Below are 23,043 nucleotides of genomic sequence, written 5' to 3' on the forward strand. Positions count from 1 at the left end.
ACGTAGGCACGCTGCCCCTTGAGGACATCCCGCACCAAGTGCCCAAGCTTTGCTACCTGTTGTGGTGTGACTCCAGGTAGCATGCCCGTCGCTGTACGCGGTAGGCAACCGCTTCCGCGTTGAGGCGGCTACGCCGCCACCCGCGTGATCCCGGTCGGAGCCGCACTGGGTGGCGTCGAGGTGATGCCGACGACTTCGACCTCGACGCCCCACGCTTCGAGCGTCCTTGCCGTCTGCACCAAAGTGACTTGTGAGAAGGGAAACAAGGTGTCGGCGGTGAGTTCGACACCGTCCTTCAGCAGGATCGCGAAGACGACCTTGGACAGCCGGAAGCCTTCCGGCAGGCCCCGCCCCTTCCGGGCCGCGGCCACCTTCTCGGCGAACCGCTCCCTGCCCTCCGGCGAGTTCCGCCAGGTCTGGACGGCGACGAGACCCTGGCTGAAGAGATGACTCAGGGCGTCGGACCCCTTGGCGCGCTTCACCATCACCAGGACGTTGTCCGGGCTGAGCAAGTCGCAGACCTCCACGCCGTTTCCGCGGTGCAGCGCAGTCCGGACGTTGTCGCGGTCCAAGCAGATGTACCCGGGGCGCTGATCCGGCACGGACTCGTTGTAGGCGCGCTCCTTCTCTCCGAGGACCCACGGGGGCAGGTCGACGGACGGGCTCGCGGTGATCAACCGCTCGGTGTGGGAGCGGATCGCCGTCAAGTACTCCTGGTCGATCTCGTACCAGTGCTCGTCCAGCAGGAAGAACCGGCGTGAGCCGAGAAACACCTCTGCCTCGATCCATCGGAGCGCGCTGGAGGTCCAGATCTCGTCGTCGCGATCGGCCCGGTCGTGCTGGTAGAGAGTGATGGTTCCTTCTCGGAGCGCGGCCACACGGGTGCCCTGCCGCTGGACGCGTGCCCGGCACAGGACGTAATCGAGATCGAAGTCGTCGGTCGGCTCGGCGGCTTCGCGGCTGTTGATCCTGACCCGAAACGCTCGGGCGGACATGTAGTCGTCCCAATGATCGACGGGAACGGCGACGTTGATCCTCCCGTCGGGCTCCTGACCCAGAAGGTCGTCGAGGACGGTCTCCAGGCGGGAGAGAACGCCGGGATCATCGGCAGGCACGACGTGCTCGACGAACTCGAGCTCCGGGCTCGGCTTCTGCTCGCGCAGGACGCCGGCGATCGCGCGAATGTCGGCGATCAGGTCAGGGGACTCCACCCCGAGCCGCATACGCAGCCCGGTACCGCCCTCGGCGCTGGAGACCTTCGCGGGGTTGTCCCGCGAGATGGTGAGCGGGAGATCGTCCAGATGGCCGCCGAGACGGCGCACGATCTGGGCGTGTTCCACAATGCCCAGACTCCCTACCGGAGCTCCGCTCGGGATCAGGGTGATGTCAGTGCGTCCTCCGCTCGGAGTGTGCGAGACCAGGTCCCGGATCTGGGCGGGGTCCACTCGGCGGGACGCGAACCTCAGCCCGAAGCGCTGGTCCTTCAGACGGTCGGGCACCAGCCGGAAGCCTTGGTCGTAGCCGATGGCGTACACCTCGCCGTCGACGGCGAGCATCAAGAGACCGGCCGAGCGGTTGACCGGACGCGACACCTCGACGCCCGTCGTACGGGAGATCTCGTCGCACCAGCTCGCCACGGGCCGTTCGAAGCTGCCGGTGATCAGCAGGGCCGGCACCCCAAGGGCACCGGGGATGTGGAGTTCCGAGTGGACACGCTCCAACTGCTCTGTGTCCAGGGCGTCGAACATGGCGTCGGTGGTGGGAGACACACCCCTGAGTCGGTACAGGGTCCGCTTGGACGTACGGGCCGTCATGATGTCGTTCCTCGTTCCTTTCTCTGTGGGCAGTGGCAGCACCACCGCCTGAGTGCGCGGAGCGTTGATCAGGGGGCCAGCAGGGCGACGATCGCCGCGACTTCGGTGGCCCAGACACGGATCTGGTCCGGAGTGGGACCGATCTCGTACTGGTGGTAGTGGCATCCCAGGCAGAGCTGGCTCCAGACGGCCTTCGCCCGACGGGCCGTTGTGACGTCGACGCAACCGCGCAGCCAGAGGAAGGCGGCCCGCTGGGTGCCCGCACTGATCGCGGGCGGCGCACCGTCGGCGGTGAGGCGCTGGGCGACGGTACTCTCCAGCGCGATGCGGAGTGCGAAGGCGGCACCTCGACACCGGTTCGTCGTGGTGGCCGTCGCCTGGGCGGGTACGGGCACCGCGGGAATCACGGTCACCTCGCCAGAGTCCGCGACGAGCAGGTCGGCGGTGTCGAGCAACTGGCGAACGGTCGCGTTCACGGCGCCTCCTCGGGCTTGCGGACGGCCAGGGCGACGGCCTTGATCTCATTTACGAACCGCAGCGGGTCCGGCATGGAGGTGCCCGACTCGTGAGCGCCCTCCTGGCACCGTCGGACGAGATCCACAGCTTCGGGGCCGCACCGCCTGCGCAACTCGCGGTAGACCTCACCCGCCGTCCTCGACGGCTCCCCGAAGAGCCCCAGCGACGCGATCTCCAGCAACCTGACGGCACCTACGACGGCCTTCTCCGCTTCGTCTTCGGCCACCCCTGCGCGGTGCAGCCGCAACCACGCGGCCTCGGAGAACGCGCGTTCCAGGACGGTGCGGCACAGACCAGGCAGCACATGCGTCATGGCGACCGGCGGGAGGCCGGGCGTACGGGCGAGGGCGCGCGCGTCGGCCAGCGCCTGGTCGATGGGGTCGGTCACCGGCCGCACCCGTACCGAGGATCCACCCTCCCGTTCCACCTCCATCACGGTCACCGTCAGGTCCTGGTCGGTGAAGGCCCTCTGGAGTCGCGTGTCGTGGGTGAAGACGACGACCTGCCGCGTTTCCCCGAGGTCGTGCAGGACCTTCGCGAGGCCATGGACCTTGGCGGGGTCCATGGACTGCACGGGGTCGTCGATCACGACGAATCCGAAAGGACTGTCCGGAGCGGCGGCGCGCGGAAGGAAGAGCGAAAGCGCGAGGGAGTGCAGCTCACCCTGGCTCATGACACCAAGGGCCGCCGCCTCCGTGCCGTCGACGGACACGTCCATCACCAGCTTGCGCACGGTGGCCTTCTCGCTGCCGGTCAGGCGCACGGAACGGAGGTCCACGTTGCTCTGCTGGCGCAGTTCCTCCCAGATCCGCTGCGAGTGGTCCTCGAAGGGCCGCAGCCGCTCCGCCCGCAGCTCGGCGCGCGCCTCCTTCAGCCATTTACGGGCCGCCTTGATGTGGCGAATCCGGGGCTCGCCGGCGTATGCCGTCCGGGTCCGGTCGAGCCAGCCCCCGAGGCGGCCGACCCAAGCACGCCACTCCTCGTCCAGCTTCGCCAAGTCCCGAAGGGCCTCATCCCGCATGACGACGCAGGCGTCGGCGAGGACGAGCGCGGCGGTCTCGGTACGCGCGGCCAGCCGCTCGGCGTCATCGATCAGTCGGCACGCCTGCCAGTCCTCCCACGGGTCCACGAGCGGGGCGGGCAGCCATGCGGGGACCGGCGTGACGAGGTAGCGGACGGCGTCCACCGCCTGCCGCAGGCCGGCCCGAGCCTGCCGTGCGGTCGCCGCCTCCTGCCGCAGGGCCGCCACCTGTTCGGCGGCCAGTTCGGCCCACGTCGCGTCGAGGGGCCGCTCGGACCCGCACACCGGGCAGGTGCTTTCGTTCCCGTGCCGGCGGCTGTGGTCCAGCGCCTTGGCCAGCAGTTCCGCGCGCTGGTGGGCGTCCTCGGCGTCCGAGTCGCGTACGTCGTCGAGTGCGGCGGCGGCCTCACGCAGCCGGTCCACGGCAGTGCCGACCTCGCCCAGGTCAGGTCCGGTGAGCGCGGCGGTCAGGCGCAAGACCCGCAGACGGCCCTCCTCGGCCTCGGGCAGGGCGGTCACGAGGGAGTCGAGTGCGACGAAATCGGGGACGCCGCCGGTGTCAAGGGCCGCGAGTGCGAGTTCTGCGCGAGGGTCGTGCAGCGCGGACAGCGCCTCGGCGAGCACAGGGCGTTCGGCCTCGACTTGCCGCAGCGCGGAGGCGAGCGCCTTCTCCATGCCGTGGAGCCGCTCGTCCGCGTCCGTCAGCTCACCGAGCCCGAGGATGGCGGCGACAGAGTCGTACTGCTCGCTGGGCCGACCGTTGAGGACCTTGTCGAGATCCGCGTACGACAGGAACGGCTTGTAGTCGTTCAGCGACTGTTCCCATCCCATGCCCGCGAAGGGCCGCCGACCGTGGCCCGGCCGCCTGAACTCGACGTCGGGGGTGGTGACATCGTCGCCGGACCAGGTGCACGTCAGCGTGGACGGACGGGGGTCGCCCGCCATGGCGAGGCGGACCTCGATCCTCGGGTCCGCACCGTCGTGCAGGTTGCGCCAGTTCTGGCGCCACACCTCGCCACGCCGACTGTCCAGCCGGTCGGTACGGCCCGTGAACGCCGTCTCGATGCCATCGGCGAAGCTGGACTTTCCCGATCCGTTGCGCCCCACGACGAGCGTGACGCCGGGCTTCGCAGTCAGCGGCAGACGCGCCCTGCCGCCGATGCCGCGAAAGCCGCTGACGCTGACGGAGTCGAGGAACACCCGCTGGGCCGGGTTCGGAACGGTAGAAACGTCGGAGGCGGTCGCCGTGCCTCCCAGCACCTCGCGCACGAGCGCCCGGGGCTCCTCGGCGAGCGCCGAGTTCTCCAGGCGGGCAGTGAGCCGGGAGAACGTCGAGGTGTCTCCCCGGCCCGGAGTGTTCGTCGCGTTCGGCTCGTTCTGTGCGGGGTGTTCGGTCATGGCGCTCTCCGCTCTCCGTGGTCCGTCCCGATGCCCGAGGGGCACCGGCTCCGGCTGGTGCGGTGAGCGAGAGGGGTGAGCCTCCGGCTTCGAGCCAGCCCGTTGTGACGGAACAGACGTTAGAGGCGAGGAACGGTCTCAAGCCATGAATTTGGCGATAACCCTAGTTATCAGGTATGCGAGACTTTTTACTGTCGCGATGAGACCGAACAAGACCGCGTTGTCACTCGGCGGCGCTTTGCTTCTGCGGCTTCAGCTACTGCTCCTTCGCGCCCGGCGCCCATAGGGCGGCCACGATCTCCATCTGCTTGAGGACCAGGTCGACCGCCTCGCGCTCCTCCTTTGGCGGGTAGTCGAACATCGCCAGCACACGGCGGATACGAGTGCGGAGCTTGGCGCGGACGGGCTCGCGGGACAGCCAGTCGACGGAGAGGTTCTTCTGGATGTCCTTGACCAGCGCTCGTGCGATTTTGGCGAGCGTGTCCTGACCGCCCTGCATCGCCTCGGCCATGTCGCGGTGTGCGACGGCGTCGTAGAAGGCCAGTTCCGCGTGGGTCAGCGGCGGGTCGAACTGCTCGCCGCGGCGAGCTTCCGCCGACACCTCCCGTGCCAGGACCGCGAGTTCGGCGATGACCTGGGCGCTGGTGAGTTGCTGGAGCATGTACCGCTTCATCAGGTCATCAAGCCGCTGGGAGAAGCTCTCGTTGCGGACGACGTTGTGCTTGGTCACCTCGCGCATCCTCTGCTGGATCATGCGGCGCAGGGCCTCGGTGACCAGGTGCGGGGTCTCGGAGTTCTCCAGCCTGTGCAGTTGCGCCTCGTTGAGCCGGGTGATGTCCAGCCGGCCGATCCCCGCTTCGGCGTACAGATCGGTGATCTCGTCTGCGTCGACGACCGAGGCCGCCAAGGCCTGGAGATAGCGCTGGACCTCGGCGCTTAGCGGCTCCCCGTTGGCCTCGCGCTGGGCCGCGTCGAGCTTGATCATCCAGGCCCGGACCTCGCTGAAGAAGGAGATGTCACGACGCCAGTCGGCCAGGTCCTCGCAGCGCTCGGCGATCTCCTTGCTCATCGCGCAGACGTGGTAGAAGCGGTCAAGGCGAGCGGCGCTGTCCTTGAAGCGCACGGACAGCGGCTTGCCACCCGGCTCGACCTTGTTGCCCGGGTTCTTCGGGTCGCGCAGGAAGTCAGCGGTCAGGCGCAATGCGCGCTTGCGGGTGTCGGGGCGGCCGGTTTCGGCCAGCCACTCCCGCCAGTGGCATCCGGCCAGCAGCCCCTTGATCGTGGCCAGCTCGTTCTTGACCTCGGTGACGGCCCGTTCGATGTCCGCGCCGAGGGTCTGGTCCTTGCGGTCCTGGTCCGAGTACTCGCGCAGGGCCTTGGTGAGGTTGTCCGTCAGAGGCGCGTATCCGACCAGCAGACCGTCCTGCTTGCCGCGGAAGCGACGGTTGACGCGGGCCAGCGCTTGCATGAGGTTGGCACCCTGCATCGGCCGGTCCATGTACAGAGTGTGGATGGGCGGCGCGTCGTAGCCGGTGAGCAGCATCGAGTGCACGATGAGGAGTTCCAGCTCGTCGTCCGGGTCCTTGGCACGCTTCTGGACGACCTTCTGCTGGGACGGCCGCAGAGCGTGGATGCTCAGGTGCGGTTCGTCGGAGGGCGGACTGTGGAAGACGACTTTCATGACGCCGGTGGTGACCTCGGTGCCGACCCAGTCGGGCCGCCGCTCGGCCAGCGCGTCGAAGACCCGTACACAGATTTCGCGGGTCGCGCACACGATCATGGCCTTGCCCGGACCGCCGATGTCGGGCTTGACCAGGTCGCGGCGCTGTTCCCAGTGGGCGATCAGGTCGTCGGCGAGCGTCGCTATGCGGCTGTTCGCGCCGTAGACGGTGTTCATCGTCGTGGCGTACTGGATGGCCCGCCGCCGCTCGGCGTCGTCCATGCCCTCGGTGAGCGTGTTGGCCTGCTCGTCGAGCTTGCCCGGGTCGACGCTCTTGGGCAGGTCGACCTCGATGACGCGCGGCTCGTGGAACACGCGGACGGTGGCCCCGTCGTCGACGGCCCGCTTCAGGTCGTAGATGTCGATGTACTCGCCGAAGACGGCACGGGTGTCTGCCTCGGCTTTCGAGATCGGCGTCCCGGTGAAGGCGAGCAGGGTGGCGTACGGCAGAGCGTCGCGCAGATGGCGGGCGTAGCCGTTGAGGCTGTCGTAGTGCGAGCGATGGGCCTCGTCGACGATCACCAGGATGTTGCGGCGCTCGGAGAGGAGGGGGTGGGACGTGCCAGCTTCTTTCTCCTCCTTGCTCAGGCCGAACTTCTGGAGGGTGGTGAAGACGATGCCGCCGACGTTGCGCCGCTTCAGCTCAGTGCGCAACTCCTCGCGCGTGTCGATCTGGTGGGCCTTCTGCTCAAGCAGGGCCTCGCTGTCGAGGAAGGTGTCGTAGAGCTGGTCGTCGAGGTCGTTGCGGTCGGTGATGACAACGACGGTCGGGTTGTTGAGGGCCGGGTGGCGGGTGACGAGGGCTGTGGTCTCCACCATCTCCTCGGACTTGCCCGCGCCCTGCGTGTGCCAGACCACGCCGGCCTGGCCGTTCGTGCGGGACGCCACGACGACCGCCTCCACCGCCTTGTTCACCGCGAAGTACTGGTGCGGCTTCGCGATGCGCTTGCCTGAGAGGGGTTCGCCCGGCTTCGGCGGGGGGAAGTTGACGAAGTTGCGGGTGAGGGAGAGGAATCGGTCCTGCGTGAACAGGCCGTGGAGGGCCACGTTCAGCGCGTCGAGGCCGTCGTAGCCGGGCTCGTTGGTGTCGACGCGTTCGCCCTCCTCGTCCACGTTCCAGGGCGCGAAGTGCTCATACGGCGTGAACACCGTGCCGTACTTGGCAGTTATGCCGTCCGAGACCAGGCACAGGACGTTGTAACGGAACGCGATCGGGAATTCCGCGAGGTATGTCTGGAGTTGCGCGTGGGCCGACTTGAGGGTGGCGTTCTCGTTGGAGGCGCTCTTCAGCTCCACTATCGCCAGGGGCAGGCCGTTGACGTACAGCACGATGTCGAAGCGGCGGCGGCTGCCGTCGGTGTCCCTCACAGTGACCTGGTTGACGGCGAGATAGCTGTTCGCGTCGGGGTCAGTGAAGTCCACGAGACGGACCGTCGGGGTCTGCTCGGCACCGAACTCGTCGGTGTACGCAAGCCGAATCCCGCCGGTCAGGTACGCGTGGGCCTGCCTGTTCTCCGGGTACGCCTCGCGGGAGGCGGGGTCGGTGGCGATCCGGAGTGCTTCGTGCACGGCGGTGGCGGTCAGCTCGGGGTTCAGCCGCTCAATGGCCGCCTGGAGCTCGTCGTGGAGGATCAGGTCGTCCAAGTTCTTCCGGTGGTTGGTTCCGGGGGCGAGGTCCTTCCCGGCCTTGACTTTCCAATCGAGATCCCTGAGTTCCTCCAGCGCGAGGCCCTCCCAGGTCGCCTCGGTCATCTTGGCGTCGAGGTGGGCGGGGGTGTGAGTGGGCTCTCTGCTGCCTTCACCAGTCATACGGCGTTCTCCACGATCTTTTCCGCGTCACGAACGCGGAGCTTGCCGGACATGAGCTGGGGGAGGAGGGTGTCGCGGAGGGAGGCCAGACTGCGTGATTCGGCCGTGGCTTGAGACGCTCTGCGATGCAGTGGTGCAACAGCCTGCGCAAAATTAGCAAGGGCCTGATCGCTCGCCAGCCGGATCGGCATGGCCTTGAAGTTTTTGCGACTCAGCTCAAGGAATGTCGACCCATTGGCCAGACTGATCATTTCTTCCACGCGAGAGCGCATTTCGTGGAGCAACCACCATCGCAACTCCTCGGTGGGTGGCAGGACCACAATGAAACCTTGGTTCACTGCGGCGGGAATCTGCGGCAGAGCGAAAGCCCCGATAGTTGCGCGGGAGGTCATGAAGATTGACTGCGCGGGGTAGAGTTGCGATGCGCAGTTTTCCAGACCTTCTCCTGTTACAGTCCGGCCAGTTTCAAACAGATAAGGCGCCGACAGTGCGGTTACGTCCGTTGGAGTTGTCCAAGCGATCCCCCCGCCCCAGTATTTTTCTGTCTTTGTACTGGGCGTCCCTCCGCCGACAACCTTCGCTGCTGAACCAAACGTGTCGGGACCAAAATTCAATTCTTGGGCAGCGCTGGTAAAATGGGCGTCTGCAAGTTCAATAGCCCCGGCCGCGATGCGCTCGTTGATCGCGATCTTGTCGTCCAGTGCCGCGAGTACCTCAGTGGCGGCGCGCTGTTCCCACAGTGAAGGATTCGGGACCTTGAAGCCCTTTACGGAAGCGACGGGCTGGACCAGTCCAGGAACGCCAACGGTGGAGACGTGGCTAAGAATTTCATGCTGACCAGCAGGCGACAAAAGCCAGTAATAGTAGAATTCCGGAACTGCTCGCGACGGGTCGAGTCGAGCTTTCACCTGGCTGGTGGAGAGTACATAGCGGGGATAGCGAGGCGACCTTGGGATCATGGATACTTGCCCGATCGTTCCTCGGTGCGTAATGACGAGGTCTCCTGGTGCAAGGTTAGCACCCGGAAGTTTATCGGCTTTCTCATCCGTAATGAAGACATAGTCGTCGTCGTGGTAGACACCATTCCCTAGGTTCACCCCGCGCACAAGAGGAACGCCATCTGAGACGTAGTCGTCTTTGGTGAAAGCGGAACCGTAGGGTTTGGAGAAGGAGCTTTTCTCGTCGGCGGCAATTTCCTCGAAGCGTACGATCGGCCACTCAGTCACTGATCCTCCCCAACTTCTCCCGCACCACCGCATCCAATCGAGCCGAATGATCCAACTGCTCGAACAACTCCTTTGTCAGCCGAACGATCTGTTCCTCTACTGGCTCTGCGTCCGGGTCCTCCTTGACCACCGCCGCTCCCACGTATCGCCCCGGCGTCAGCACATAGTCGTGCTTCTCGATCTCCTCCAGCGTCGCGCTGTAGCAGTATCCGGGCACGTCCTCGTAGGAAAGGCCGTTGTCCCTCGCCGATTTCGTGCCGCGCCACGCGTGATACGTGTCGGAGATCTTCTCCAGATCCTCCTCCGTGAGGACTCGCTCCGTGCGGTCGACCATCGTGCCCATCGCGCGCGCGTCGATGAACAGGACACGGCTGCGCCGATCTTCCAGCGCCTTCACGCCCTGCGGCCCCTTGTCCTTCGTCAGGAACCACAGGCACGCAGGGATCGCCGTCGTACGGAACAGGTTGGCCGGGAGGGCGATCATGCAGGAGACGAGGTCCGCCTCGACCATCGCCGCGCGGATTTCACCCTCGCCCGACTGCTTCGAGGACATCGAGCCGTTGGACAGGACCACGCCAGCGCTGCCACGGTCGCCCAGCTTGGAGACGATGTGCTGGAGCCAGGCGTAGTTCGCGTTCGACTGGGGCGGGGTGCCGTACCGCCAGCGCCTGTCGTCTGACTTCCTCGCCCAGTCCGACATGTTGAACGGCGGGTTCGCCATGACGAAGTCGGCTTTGAGATCGGGCAGTTTGTCGTCCGAGAAGGTGTCGGCCCAGCGGTCGCCAACGCCCTTGGGGTCCATACCGTGGATGGCGAGGTTCATCTTCGCCAGGCGCCACGTGCGCTCGTTGGCCTCCTGGCCGTAGACCGCGATGTCGTGCGTGTGGTCCTTGCCGCGCCGCCGCGCGACGAACTTGCCGCTCTGCACGAACATGCCGCCCGAGCCGCACGCCGGGTCGTACACCCGCCCCTCGTACGGCTCCAGCACCTCGACGAGCAGACGGACCACGCTCGCCGGGGTGTAGAACTCGCCGGCGAGCTTGCCCTCTGCCCTCGCGAAGCGACCAAGGAAGTACTCGTACGTCTCGCCCAGCACGTCCTGCGCGGGGCGGCCGCCGTGGCCCGTGAAGCGCGCGTCGCTGATGAGGTCGACGAGTTCCTTCAGGCGCTTCTGGTCGACGTTGTCGCGGTTGAAGATCTTCGGGAGGACGCCGGTGAGGGTCTTGTTGGCCTTCATCACCTCGTCCATGGCGGTGTCCAGGAGCACCCCGACACCGCCCTCCGTGCTGGCCGCGTTCTCGGAGATGTTGTCCCAACGGGCGGTCGGGGGAACCCAGAAGACGTTCTTCTCGGTGTACTCGTCCTTCTCCTCAAGGAAGGCCGCCCGGCGGTGCTCCGGGATCTGGGCCAGCTCGGGATCGGCGGCCAGTTCCTCGCGGCGCTCGGTGAAGGCGTCGGAGACGTATTTCAGAAAGACCAGGCCGAGGACAAACTCCTTGTACTGGGCGGCGTCCATGGAGCCGCGGAGCTTGTCCGCGGCCTTCCACAGGATGTCCTGGATCTCCTTGGTGCTGGAGACGCTGAGCAGTTCGCCCTGTCCGGCGGCTGCTGCGGCTCGCTTGCGGGGAGGCATCGTTCCTTCTTCCGACTGGTCGTGAACGGCTTACGTATGGCTGATGGTTCGGACTTCACCGAGGGTGAGGGTGCCGTCGGCCAGTCCCGCTATCGTCAGGTGGCGGGCTTCGGCGAGGGCGTCACACTGGGCTCGCAGGAGGTGCTCCCGGCGTTCTGTCTCCGCCAGGAGGGCATCGAAACGCAGCACCTCGTCGGGGTCCAGGTCGGGGAGTTGGTAGTCCTCGACGCGGCGTGCGGGGCGTACCGCGCTGGGGCTGCGGGCGGTGCCACGGGCCGCGCCGAGCAGCGCCGCCAGAACCCGGGGGGTGAGCGGGAGGGCTGCGTCGGCGTTGACACGGAGGACGCGGGCCGGAAACGCGACGAGCGAGAAACCGGCGTGGTCGACGTACACGCCGAGGCGGGGCGCGAGGGTGTAGACGATATCACCGGGCTCGGTGAGTGCCGCCCGTTCGTACGACGTCGCCAGCAGCAGGCGGTCGATGCGCCGCGCGCCCACAGGCCGTGCGCCGGTGATCTCCTCGGGGCCCAGCACGGTGTGGTGGCCGTCCTGAGTGAGGTCCTTCTCGTCGACACGGTGGCCGGGGAGCCGGGTCACCCTGCGATCGGCGATCAGTATGCCGAGAGTGGTGCGGCCTGGCAGTCGGCCGACCCTGCGCAGTACGATTCCTCGGTACGGTCCTCGTTCGTCCGCGTACGCGCGTGCGTCCGCCGTCGCCCGTCCGAGGCGTGCCTCGGCCTCGCCGATCAAGGCAGGGCGTTCGGTGACTTTGGCGGACCAGACCGCGGAGGCGGGCGGCGCGGGCGGGGTCAGCGGCCCGCCGAAGGCCCGGTCCAGGTCGGCGACGGGAACCACTCGGCCGTAGCGCGGGTCGTGGCCGTCGAGTGTCCGGAGTCCTTCCGCGCGCCAGAGGAGGACGTCTTCGGCCAGCCGCGTACGCACGCCCGGAGTGAGCTCTTCCGCGCTGATGTCGGCCAGGAGGACTTTGCCCTCCGCCGCGGGTACGGGACCACGCGTGAGCGTCCACAGTGCGGGACGGTAGCCGGGCCGGAAGGGGAGAACGCCGCCGGGCAGCGCGATGACCGACTCGACGATGTTCTCGCGCAGGAGGGCCGAGCGGAGTTGCGCGGCCTCGGTGCTCTTCAGTTCGTCGACCAGCGCGGCGGCCGGGCCGAGGACAAGGGCGGTACAGCCGGGGCGCAACAGGTAGGCGACGCGTTCGAGCTCCGTCAGGGCGGTGAGTACCGAGCGATCCTCACCCGGGCGGTACGGGAGTTGCGTGACGACGAGGTCTGGGTCCGCGAAGCGCTCCTCCAGGTCGGTGCCGGTCTGCACGTCCAGGTCGAGTTCGCCGACACCCGCTAGCAGGAGGCGGCGGCGCGTGATGCGGGTGAGCCGGTCGTCGGAGTCGGCGGCGAGGACTGTGACCCGGTCGCGGTCCTCGGTGTCGTCGAGGAGTGCGGCGAGCAGGTCACCGGCGCGGGCGTACGGGTCGGCGAGCGTGAGGGACTCGCCTCGTTCAAGGCGGACGCGGAGGTCCGTAAGCTGGATGAGCAGGCTCCGCAGCTCCGGGGAGACCGCGTCGGCGGCGAGGGCGTCCAGCCCGAGCCGGGACCGGGCGGCGAGCAGCCACTCGTACACACCGTGCTCGTCGTACGCGGCCTCGATCATGTCCTCGGCGAGGCGGGCGAGCGGAGCCGCTACGGCGTCGATGGAACGCAGCTCGCGGAGGACGAACTCGTCCTCGGGGTCGATCCGTTCGGCCCGGCGGAGGAGCGCGGACCAGCGGGCCTCGTCCGCCTGGATGCCCGGCGCGGAGGCGTCCGCGCTGTCGTCGTACAGCGGCTGCCCGTCGAGCCGACGCAGGCACAGCAGGCTGCCGAGCGTCTCGATCAACTGCCACGGTGAGAATCGGTCCCGAAGCGTAACGATACCGAAGAGCGCCAGCTCGGCTCGGAGCTCCGTCGGTGTCGCGTTTCCCAGGCCGGAGGCGATCAGCCAGTCCATGACCTGTGAGCCGATGAACAGCGGCCGCCCCGAGCCCTCGGACACGGCGGCCGGAAAATCTGGGTGGCGTCTGCGCCAAGTGGACACGACAGGGCGTTTCACACGAGAGAGAGCCGCGATGTCGGAAAGTGACATTAGAAGGGAAGCAGAGGCGCCCAGCGCCGTGTCCGGCAGATCTGCAACCACGGTAGGCACCTCCACTCCACATCTCAGCCGCACCGGCCGCCCTGGCCAGCTCTCCACGTCACTTCACACGCTGCGGTTCCGCCTACGGCTTCAGCTGTTTCAGCGCCACATAAGTTTATGACGATTCGCTGCCCACTGAGCTTCCCAAGCTCCGATAACTGGTGTTATCAAGCACCACAATGGCTGATGTCGCATGCCAGGGGGCGACATCGGCCCCATGTAGGAAGAAGAGCGTGTGAGTTCAGGACGTCAAGCGCTGCAAGCGGCTGACGGCTTCGTGGAGGACATAGTCCTTCTTGCAGAAGGCGAACCGGACCTGAGTACTCCCCGCGTCCGGGTCGTCGTAGAAGACGGAGTTGGGGACGGCGACTACTCCGCAGCGATCGGGGAGGGAGCGGCAGAAGGCGAGGGCATCCTTCTCGCCGAGGGAGGCGATGTCCGTCGTGATGAAGTACGTGCCCTGGGGGCGGTAGACCTCGAAGCCGGCCGTGGTGAGGCCGTCGGCCAAGAAGTCGCGCTTCGCTTGGAGGTCGTCGCGGAAGGCGGTGTAGTAGGTGTCCGGGAGGCGGAGGGCCTCCGCGATGGCGTACTGGAACGGGCCCGAGGCGACGTAGGTCAGGAACTGCTTGGTGGTGCGGACGGCCGCGACCAGGGGCGCGGAGGCGGTAACCCAGCCAACCTTCCAACCCGTGAACGAGAAGGTCTTGCCTGCCGAGGAGATCGAGACCGTGCGGTCGCGCATTCCGGGCAGCGAGATCAGCGGGATGTGCTCGCCGTCGAAGACCAGATGCTCGTAGACCTCGTCGGTGACCACGATGAGGTCGCGCTCCACGGCCAGCTCGGCGATGTCCGTCAGTTCGTCGCGGGTGAGCACCATGCCCGTGGGGTTGTGTGGGCTGTTCAGGAGCAGCAGGCGGGTGCGCGACGTGACGGCAGCCCGTAGGGCGTCGAGATCAGGGCGGAAGCCGGGCGCGCGGAGGGTCAGCGGCACCCGCACGCCGCCGGCCATCGCGATGCTCGCGGCGTAGGAGTCGTAGAACGGCTCGAACGCGATCACCTCGTCACCCGGCTCCAGCAGCGCCAGCATCGCCGCTGCGATGGCCTCGGTGGCGCCTGCGGTGACCAACACTTCGCTGTCGGGGTCGAAATCCAGTCCGTAGAAGCGGCGCTGGTGGTCGGCGATAGCGACACGCAACTCCGGAACGCCCATGCCCGGCGGGTACTGGTTGCCGTGCCCGTCACGCAGAGCTCCTACGGCAGCCTCCCGTACCGACTCCGGACCGTCCGTGTCGGGGAAACCCTGGCCGAGGTTGATCGCGCCGGTCGTCACGGCAAGCGCCGACATCTCCGCGAAGATCGTCGTCCCGAGCCTGTCCAGCCTGCGGTTCAGCAGTGGCCTGGTCATCTCTCCACCGTTCTCACTCGTGTCGCCATCGAGCTTCCGGGCCCCATCCTGTCTCATCAAGGCCCCCCCTTCCTACGGGGTGCGAGCACGGCGGTGAGCGGGGGCGTACCCGGGCTCCGCGGCTCGGGCTCCTCCGGTTCGCGGAGCACACCGGCTTTCGCGGAGATGTCTCGTAGGACCGCATCGCGCAGGGCGCGTAGCGTGGCGATCCTGGAGACCAGGTGCCGCGCCACCGCGTGCAGGGGATCTGCCGCAACGTGGAATTCAGCGCGTGTGAACGCGTCCGGCCATGTGACCTTCAGCCCCTTGAGGGCGCGGGCGGAGATCTCCCGGTTGTTCCGGCCCTGCGTCCTCTGCGTGATGTCACCGCTTCGGCTTCTGAGTTCGTGGAGCAGCCACCAGCGGTCCTCCTCCTCGGTGGGCCATACGGCCACGACACTTCTGAGGGGCGTCGCCGGGCGGTGCGTCACCGCGAGGTGCGCGCCATCGGGACGGGTGCTTAGCATCAGAGTTCCGGGAGGGCACCTGCCTCCGGGAGGGCACCTGCCGCCGACCTCCTCCGGACCCTTCAGGCGAAACGTCTCCACATAGGGGACGGGGAGGTCAAAGAGGTCGCTGGGGGTAATCACGTCGACGGTCGGCTCTGTTGTCTGAGGGGGGAGTGAGCGTTCGGAGCCCCTGCCCGTCCGCAGCATGGCGACATCGGCGAGGAGGTGTTCCGCTCCGGGCGGAACCGTTGAAGCCCAGTCGGCGTGGAGCGCGTCGGCCGTCTCCATCGCGAGGCGTGCGGTGTCCTCGTGGTGGGCGATCAGCTCTTCGATGAGGCCGATGGCCCGCTGGTAGGCGGTGATGACGTCTTGCGGCGGCAGCGGGAACAGCATGTCGCGGAGTGCACGGATGCTGACGGTGGGTTCGACGTGCGCCGTCACTTCCCCGTCGATCCAGGCTCGTGCCGTGGGCGTCTGCAGCCAGATGCGCAGCCACTCCGCAAGATGTGGTTCGGTGCGGATGATCCCGATCGACCTGGTCGCGGTCCAGCCCGCGTGCTCGGCGGTGACCGGCGCGGAGTCGCCGACGCGCCTGACGAGTACGACGGCGAGGTCTCCCGACCTGAGGATCACCCGGCCGTGAGGGGAGTTCCAAGGCTCGCGATCGCCGTTTCTCGGCGAGAGGATTCTGCCGTCCCGGACGTGCGTCGAGCTGACGATCCCGTGTACTCGATCGGCTTCGTCGTCATTGAGGAAGCCGCAAGTGGTGTAGATGCCCGCCCGCTCGATGGAGGTCACCGGCCACGCCGCCGTGTCCGCACCGTCCGGGGGGAGCCTCGCTTCCATCAGATCTCCTCCAAGGCGTCCAGCAGCCGGGCTTCCAGGTCATGCATGCGGTCGAGCTGATCAGCCAGTGCGAGCTTGAGTTCTCTGATCCGGCTCCGGGTCTCCCGTTCGGGGATGTGGGGCTCCATGGCGTAAGACGTGGGCATGAGGCTGTGCTCGCGACGTACGATCTCCTCGATGGAACAGCTGCGTGACCAGCCTTCTTCGTCCTCGTACGGTGCCGCAGTGGCTCCGCTTTCGGTCAGGCCGCGCCAAGCCGCGAGGGTACCCAGGATCGAGGCCGTGTTCTTGTGGCCGAGCTTTCGGGCCCGCGACTTCGGATCGGCTTCGAAGGCTCGCCGCGCGTTGATGAAGAGAACCTGGCGGCGACGGTCCAGTGCGCCCCAGTCGGGGCGCACGGCCTTGTCCTTGTTGATCACCCACAGGCAGGCAGGAGCCTGGGCGTGGCCGAACACGCGGGGCGGCAGGGCGACAACGCACTCGACGAGGTCATCACGCACAAGACGTTCCCGGAGCCTTCGGGGCGCGGGCTGTCGGCTATTGGCCACGTTGTCGGCCATCAGGAAGGCGGCGCGTCCCGTCGGGGCCAGGGCGTGCACGATGTGCTGGATCCACGCGGCGTTGGCGGCACCTCTGGACGGCGGCTCCTCCGGCCACCGCGGATCGACAAGAGTAGGGGGAGACGACCGACGGTCATTTTGTGCGGATCTGTCCTCCGGCCTCCAGTCGCGCTGGTTGAAGGGCAGGTTGGCCAGGATGATGTCGTGGAGTTCGGGTTCGGGCTCCGCGAGGCTATCCCCGGGCGGCAAGACGCGGGCGACGATCCCCCGTACCGCGAAGTTCATGCGGGCCACCTGCGAGGTGGGGCCGTGCTGCTCCTTGCCCCGCAAGGACATGGCCGGACTCAGCCCGACCTGATCGCGGACGTGGCGATGACACTCGATCAGCAGCCCCCCGGAACCACAGACCGGATCCAGCACGCTGTGTCCGTCGCGGGGCGCGGCGGCACCGACCATGAGACGCGCCACGTCGGCGGGCGTGAAGTAATTGCTGCCATCGGCCTGGGCCGTCGAGAGATCACGCAGGCACTGGTCGAGAAGGGGGCCGACCTGCTGGGCAGCCCCGATCACCTCGACGAGAGCGTGCAGGAGTTCTTCGGAGCCGGGCGGTGGAACCGGCACCAAATTCATCGTGCCCGCGTCTGCGTCCAGGTCCTCGATCGCGGGGAGATGGTGGGCCAGGCACTTGCTCACAGCAGAGCGAATACCCGAACTGCGCTCCACCGACTGGCTCAGCAACCACCCCCACGTCGGAACACCCGGTCCGGAAGCATTACGCGCGGCACGACTCAGGTAGAGCAGCCCGAGGACCAGCCGAGTCGCGTCCGGGGTGTTCATCAGCCGTGAGAGCTGCCTGAGGTGCTGGCTCACCTTCACTAGCACCTGGTCGAACGAGGGGGGCGGCGCGGTCTGCGTGCGCCCTCGAACCGCGTCCGTGCCGCTCACGAGCCCACCACCCCCATCGCGGCCATGATCGCGATGAAGAGCGGCAGGGCGCCGGTGAAGGTCAGTGCTCCGGTCTTGATAGCCGCGGTGCCCCGGCCGCCCTCGACGAGGGTAACGAGGCCGCCCGTCAGAGCGGCAATGAGCGCTGCGAGGATCGCGATGGTCACGTACATCAGTCTCAGCTGCACGTGGTTCCTTCCTGAGGTCGAAGGGATCTCACCGGGCGCGGACGAGTCGCGTGGTCCCCGGCTTCAGGAAGGACAGTAGGAGACGGAGCCCTCATCGCGCTGGGTGCACACCATTTGGGATTCTCTAAAGGCCAGATCCGGAGTTCACGCGCCTACAGCAAGTGCACGTCATTTGGGAATCATGCCAGTGGCTCGGCGAAGGGGCATGTAGGGGTGCCCACTCCATCATCGGAATAGGTAGGTGAAAACGGCTTGACCCAGCCGACCTTCCAGCCGGTGAACGAGAAGGTCTTGCCCGCTGAGGAGATGGAGACCGTCCGGTCGCGCATGCCGGGGAGGGAGATCAGGGGGGTGTGGACGCCGTCGAAGACGAGGTGTTCGTAGACCTCGTCGGTGACCACGAGGAGGTCGTGGTCGACGGCGATGGCGGCGATCTCGGTGAGTTCGGCGGGGGTGAGGACCATGCCCGTCGGGTTGTGCGGGGAGTTGAGGAGGAGCAGCCGCGTACGAGGCGTGACGGCGGCGCGCAGGGCGGCGAGGTCGGGGCGGAAGTCGGGGGCGCGCAGGGTCAGGGGGACGCGGACGGCGCCCGCCATGGCGATGCAGGCGGCGTAGGAGTCGTAGAACGGCTCGAACGCGATGACCTCGTCGCCCGGTTCGAGCAGGGCGAGCATCGCGGCGGCGATGGCCTCGGTGGCGCCCGCGGTGACCAGGACCTCGGTGTCGGGGTCGAAGTCGAGCCCGTAGAAACGGCGTTGGTGGTCAGCGACGGCGCGCCGCAGCTCGGGGACGCCGGGGCCCGGCGGGTACTGGTTGCCGCGGCCGTCGCGCAGGGCGCGGACGGCCGCCTCCCGTACGGACTCGGGACCGTCGGTGTCGGGGAAGCCCTGGCCGAGGTTGATCGCGCCGGTCGAGAGGGCCAGTGCCGACATCTCGGCGAAGATCGTCGTACCGAGGCCGTCGAGGCGGCGGTTCAGCAGCGGCCTGTCCCGCATGCGCCCACCTGCTTCCAGCCCGCCCGCTTCCCGCCCGCCCGCTTCCAGCCCGGCCATTTCCAGCCCGTCCGCTCCCCGCCCGCCCGCTTCCCGCCCGCCCATTTCCCGCACCCACTCTCCGTCGGAACCGTACGGGGACCGTACCGGGACGCGTCCCGGGTTCCGTACCGTACGGCGTCCGCAGCCGGGGGTGTGCGCCGGGCGCGCCCGGAAGCGGTGTGGGAACGACGTAGTGAACACGTGAGCCCTTAAGCGCTCCAAGGGATGGAAAGTACGCACAGATGGGTAAAAACGCTGAGGACGGCGCGAGTTTCATGATTCCGTAGCTCTCGGATCTACCGGACCCCACGTGGGCACCGAGCCGCCGCGTCTCTCCGTCAGACGCGGGTCGGCCCATCATCCACTGCGTGCTTGCGGAGCCGACCCATGCTCACCACCCTCCAGACCGCCTACACCGACACCCGTGCCGGAGACCTCGCGTGGTGTCTCGGGAAGGACCCGCTGCCCGCGCTCGCCGTGCTCGACCTCGAAGTCGGCGACACGCGCGGGCTGCGGGCCAAGGTCCAGATGCGGCTGCTCGGCGCGTCCCACCAGGTACTGGTCGACACCGGTCGTGACGGCGGGTGTTCGGAGACCGTCGCGTGCATGCCGGGCAGCCAGGCGCCGCTGCCGTTCGGCGTGGCACGCAGGGTCGGCGGCTGGGACTACGAGTTCGCGGCCCGGATCGAGACGCTGTCGCAGGGCTCCTTCGCCGGCCGCGCCCAGGAGTTGCTCGCCCTGGTCGCCGACCACCCCAACGGCCTCGCGGGCACCTTCCCCGGCGACCCGCACGCCTTCACTGCGATGCTCGTGCAGTGCGCGGAGGGCAGCGTGCGGTGGCGCACCTGGCACGCGTACCCGCAGGAGGGACGGCTGGTGACCACCAGGACCCGGGTGAACGCCCTTCCTTGAAGGGGTGTTGGGGCGTACGGCGCCGGTCCGCGCGGAGCCGCGCCTCCCGACCCGTGCGGTACGGACGTACGTCGGCGGCACCCGCGCGCGGGCGGTCCGGCGCGCGAACCGTACCTCCGTACGCACCGACGGACGAACGCCCGTACGGCCGACGGTACATACGTCCACACCGTGCGCCGCACCCGTACCCCCGTGCGCCGGTCCGGTCCGCGAAAGCGCCGTCAACCGCCCCTGATTACACCCCTGTGGGTGACTTGTGCCGCCACCGGACTGACATAGCGTGCACTCATGATCGACCAGCCAGGCCGCACCGCGGCACCACTCGACCTGCGGCTTCCCGTGGCCGCGGGCGCCGCACGCGCGCTGGTCCTGGCCGCCGTCTTCGTCTGCGCCGCCTGCGGCCTGGTCTACGAGCTCGAACTCGTCGCGCTCGCCTCCTACTTGGTCGGCGACTCCGTCACCCAGGCGTCGGTCATCCTCTCCGTGATGGTCTTCGCGATGGGCTGCGGCTCGCTGCTCGCCAAGCGGCTGCGGATACGGGCCGCGGCCGGTTTCGCCGCCGTCGAGACGGCGCTCGCGCTGGTCGGCGGGCTGTCGGTGATGGCGCTCTACGCCTGCTTCGCGTGGGCGGGACAGGCCCGACTGGCCATGATCGGCTGCGCGTTCGCGATCGGCGTGCTGATCGGCGCCGAGGTGCCGCTGCTGATGACGCTCGTCCAGCGGATCCGGCGGCAGGACGCGGGCGGCGCCGTCGCCGACCTCTTCGCCGCGGACTACGTGGGCGCGCTCGTCGGCGGCCTCGCCTTCCCCTTCCTTCTCCTGCCGCACTTCGGGCAGTTGACCGGCGCGCTGGCCACCGGCGTGGTCAACGCGGTGGCGGGCGGCGCGACCGTGCTGTGGCTCTTCCGCGGCGACCTGTCCGCCCGCACCCGCTGGTGGCTGCTGGCCGCGAACGTCTCCGTGCTCGCGGTGCTCGGCGCCGCCGCCGCTGCCGCCGGGCCCTTCGAAGCGGCGGCGCGGCACGCGGTGTACGGGGGACAGGTGCGCGTCGCGGAACAGACCGCCGTGCAGGAGATCGTCCTCACCGGCGGCGGCAGGACCGGAGCCCCGCTCCAACTCTTCCTGGACGGACGGCTACGGGTCTGCGGCACGGACGAATTCCGTTACCACCAGGCCCTGGTGCACCCCGCGATGAACGGCCCGCACGGCCGCGTCCTCATCCTCGGCGGCGGCGACGGCCTCGCCCTGCGCGAGACGCTGCGCTACAGCGGGGTCCGCGCCGTCACCGTCGTGGACCTCGACGACGAACTCGTCCGCCTCGCCCGTACCGACCCCGGCCTGTCCGCGCTCAACCGGCACGCGTACGACGACCCGCGCGTCACCGCCGTCACGGCCGACGCCTTCGACTGGCTGCGCGAGGAGCGGCGCGGACCGTTCGACGTGATCATCGCCGACCTGCCGGACCCGGGGATCTCGCGCAGCGCGAAGCTGTACTCGGAGGAGTTCTACGGGCTCGCCGCGCGCACGCTGGCCCCCGGCGGGCGGCTCGCCGTCCACGCGGGCACGCCCAGCGCCTCCACGCACACCTTCTGGACCATCGAGGCCACCTTGCGGGCGGTGGGGCTGCGGACGGCGCCGTACTGGATCACCGGCCGCACGTGCGGCGCGCAGGCGGGGCCCGACCGCTGGTCGGGCTCGGTGCCGCCGTCCGCCACGAACTGGGGCTTCGTGCTGTCCGGCCTCACCACCCCCGCCATCGCCCTCCCGCCCCGCCACCCCCCTGACCTCTGGCTGACCCCCGCGCTGCTGCGCAAGGCCGCCGCCGCCCCGCTGGCCGGCCGCCCCACCGAGTCCCTCCCGGCCTCGACGTTGCTGCGCCCGAGGGTGCGGTGAGACGGCCGGCCGGCGGGGACGCCGGGTGGCGTAAGGGGACGGGACGCCCGCGTACGGGTGCGGGGGCGGGCGTACGGCGGCGGGCGCGTCGACAGGGGGGCGGGTGTACGGCGCCGGGCGTGTGCACAAGGGGGCGGGTGTACGGCGGCGGCGTACGGCGGCGGGCGCGTCCGTACGGGCCCGGGCCCGCGGGTGTACGGCGGTGGCGTACGGCGGCGGGCGCGTCCGTACGGGCCCGGGCCGCGTGCCACGTATGCCCGTAAAAAGTTCCGCCCGCGAAGCCGCGTGGCACCGTCCCGGTGGGTAGGCTCCGCCGCATGGAGCACGAGGTCTTCGTCCCGGTCAGCCCCACCCGCATCGGCCACGCCCTGCGCAGCCCCGCGCGCGTGACCGCGAGCCTGCCCGGCTGGCAGCCGGACGCGTCCGGCGCCGCGGACGGCGCCGACGGGGCTGACGGGTCCGCGCCGGAAGGCGGCGCCGCGGGCCGCCTCCGCCTGCGCGTGGGCGGCTCCACGATCACCTACCGCGGCACGGTCCGCGTCACCGGCGCCTCGTCGCCCTTCGCGGCGGAGGCGAGCGGTACGGAGGTGCGCGGTACGGGCACGGTCAAGGCCACGCTGGAGATCGTCGTGGCCGAGGCCACGCACCCGGAGCCGGGCGCCCTGCTGATCTTCCGCGGCGCGGCCCAGGCCGAGGGCCGCCTGGCGTCGTACGAGCCGGACGTCGTGGAAGCGGCGGTACGGCGGCTGCTGGACCGTTTCTCCGCGGACCTGGCGGCGCACGCGCCGGAGGAGGAGACGGCCCCGGACCCGGCGTCCTCGGACGTGACCGTCGAAGAAACGATCGTGCCGGTCGTGGAGGCAGGGGCGGCCTCGGAGCGGCCGGAATCCTCGGAGCGGCCGGACGAGCCGGGCGCCGAGGCGGGAGCGGCGGACGCCGTGGCCGAGGAAGCCGCTGACACCGCTGGCGATACGGCTGACACCGCGGAGGACATCGCCGACACGCCCGCCGGGGACCCCAGGATCACCACGGAGTCCGACCCCTCCGACACCGACACCGCCGCCGACTCCGCCGAGGCCGACTCCGATGAGGACGCCGAGCCCGCCGAGCCCGAGGCGGACGTCGTGGACGACCTCGGCGAGCCCGCCCCGCCGTCCGACCTGGACGACTTCGAGCTGGTCGAGGTCGAGGTGGAGGTCCCGGAGAGCGCCGCCGCCCTGGACGACCTGGTGCCGCCCGCCGAGGCCGCGCACGCCCGCCGCACGATGATCGGCCGCAGCGCCGAGGAGGTCGACCACGCGCCGCCGCGCGGACGCTACGCGCCCGTACCCGCGCCGGACGCCACCTCCGCGGCGGCGACCCTGCGCTGGGCGGCCCCCGCCGCCGCGGCTCTCGTCGCGTCCGCCGTGGTCGTCGGCCGGGTGCTGCGACGCCGCAGGTAA

General features: G+C 68.8%; 14 protein-coding genes and 1 pseudogene. 3 read left to right on the forward strand and 12 right to left on the reverse strand.

The features are described from left to right. Positions 1–128 precede the first annotated feature (128 nt). The 12 genes and pseudogenes from ACIOC1_RS04525 to ACIOC1_RS04580 form a co-directional block, all read right to left on the reverse strand. A complete protein-coding gene (locus ACIOC1_RS04525; RefSeq protein ID WP_401852021.1) occupies positions 129–1,814 on the reverse strand; it encodes a TIGR04141 family sporadically distributed protein in 1,686 nt (561 codons plus the stop codon). Between the two features lie 68 nt (positions 1,815–1,882). After that, the gene (locus ACIOC1_RS04530) at positions 1,883–2,290 is read right to left on the reverse strand and encodes a hypothetical protein (protein WP_401851842.1); all 408 of its coding nucleotides are present in this window, start codon (positions 2,288–2,290) and stop codon (positions 1,883–1,885) included. Then, positions 2,287–4,749, reverse strand: coding sequence for an AAA family ATPase (locus ACIOC1_RS04535; protein ID WP_401851844.1), 2,463 nt, complete (start codon positions 4,747–4,749; stop codon positions 2,287–2,289). The genes ACIOC1_RS04530 and ACIOC1_RS04535 overlap by 4 nt, the downstream gene beginning before the upstream one ends. Positions 4,750–5,005: 256 nt before the next feature. Then, complete coding sequence (locus ACIOC1_RS04540; RefSeq protein ID WP_401851847.1) at positions 5,006–8,278, reverse strand: type I restriction endonuclease subunit R; 3,273 nt, start codon at positions 8,276–8,278, stop codon at positions 5,006–5,008. Then, the gene (locus tag ACIOC1_RS04545; protein ID WP_401851850.1) at positions 8,275–9,504 is read right to left on the reverse strand and encodes a restriction endonuclease subunit S; all 1,230 of its coding nucleotides are present in this window, start codon (positions 9,502–9,504) and stop codon (positions 8,275–8,277) included. The genes ACIOC1_RS04540 and ACIOC1_RS04545 overlap by 4 nt, the downstream gene beginning before the upstream one ends. After that, complete coding sequence (locus ACIOC1_RS04550; RefSeq protein ID WP_401851853.1) at positions 9,497–11,137, reverse strand: N-6 DNA methylase; 1,641 nt, start codon at positions 11,135–11,137, stop codon at positions 9,497–9,499. The genes ACIOC1_RS04545 and ACIOC1_RS04550 overlap by 8 nt, the downstream gene beginning before the upstream one ends. 30 nt (positions 11,138–11,167) lie before the next feature. Further along, positions 11,168–13,189 carry a hypothetical protein gene (locus ACIOC1_RS04555; RefSeq protein ID WP_401851855.1) on the reverse strand — a complete coding sequence of 674 codons (2,022 nt, stop codon included), beginning with the start codon at positions 13,187–13,189 and terminating at the stop codon, positions 11,168–11,170. A 382-nt stretch (positions 13,190–13,571) separates the two neighbouring features. Then, complete coding sequence (locus tag ACIOC1_RS04560; protein ID WP_401851858.1) at positions 13,572–14,735, reverse strand: pyridoxal phosphate-dependent aminotransferase; 1,164 nt, start codon at positions 14,733–14,735, stop codon at positions 13,572–13,574. A 56-nt stretch (positions 14,736–14,791) separates the two neighbouring features. Next, complete coding sequence (locus tag ACIOC1_RS04565) at positions 14,792–16,069, reverse strand: hypothetical protein (protein WP_401851860.1); 1,278 nt, start codon at positions 16,067–16,069, stop codon at positions 14,792–14,794. Then, positions 16,069–17,574, reverse strand: coding sequence for an N-6 DNA methylase (locus ACIOC1_RS04570; RefSeq protein WP_401851863.1), 1,506 nt, complete (start codon positions 17,572–17,574; stop codon positions 16,069–16,071). The genes ACIOC1_RS04565 and ACIOC1_RS04570 overlap by 1 nt, the downstream gene beginning before the upstream one ends. Beyond that, positions 17,571–17,741 carry a hypothetical protein gene (locus ACIOC1_RS04575; RefSeq protein ID WP_401852029.1) on the reverse strand — a complete coding sequence of 57 codons (171 nt, stop codon included), beginning with the start codon at positions 17,739–17,741 and terminating at the stop codon, positions 17,571–17,573. Before ACIOC1_RS04575 ends, ACIOC1_RS04570 begins: the two co-directional genes overlap by 4 nt. A 275-nt stretch (positions 17,742–18,016) precedes the next feature. Continuing rightward, positions 18,017–18,757, reverse strand: a pseudogene (locus ACIOC1_RS04580) (aminotransferase class I/II-fold pyridoxal phosphate-dependent enzyme); the annotation flags it as partial. 426 nt (positions 18,758–19,183) lie between these two features. On the opposite strand from ACIOC1_RS04580, the gene ACIOC1_RS04585 reads away from it, so the two are divergent. From ACIOC1_RS04585 to ACIOC1_RS04595, 3 genes are all read left to right on the forward strand, one after another. Continuing rightward, entirely contained in the window at positions 19,184–19,708 is a 525-nt protein-coding gene (locus ACIOC1_RS04585) for a DUF2617 family protein (RefSeq protein WP_355346222.1), read from the forward strand. Between the two features lie 288 nt (positions 19,709–19,996). Then, on the forward strand, positions 19,997–21,601 hold the full coding sequence (locus ACIOC1_RS04590; RefSeq protein ID WP_391041565.1) for a polyamine aminopropyltransferase: 1,605 nt from the start codon (positions 19,997–19,999) through the stop codon (positions 21,599–21,601). Between the two features lie 317 nt (positions 21,602–21,918). Further along, positions 21,919–23,043: a CoxG family protein gene (locus tag ACIOC1_RS04595; protein WP_401851866.1), complete on the forward strand. Its 1,125-nt coding sequence runs from the start codon at positions 21,919–21,921 to the stop codon at positions 23,041–23,043.

This window comes from Streptomyces sp. NPDC088197 (assembly GCF_044741185.1).
GTDB lineage: Bacteria > Actinomycetota > Actinomycetes > Streptomycetales > Streptomycetaceae > Actinacidiphila.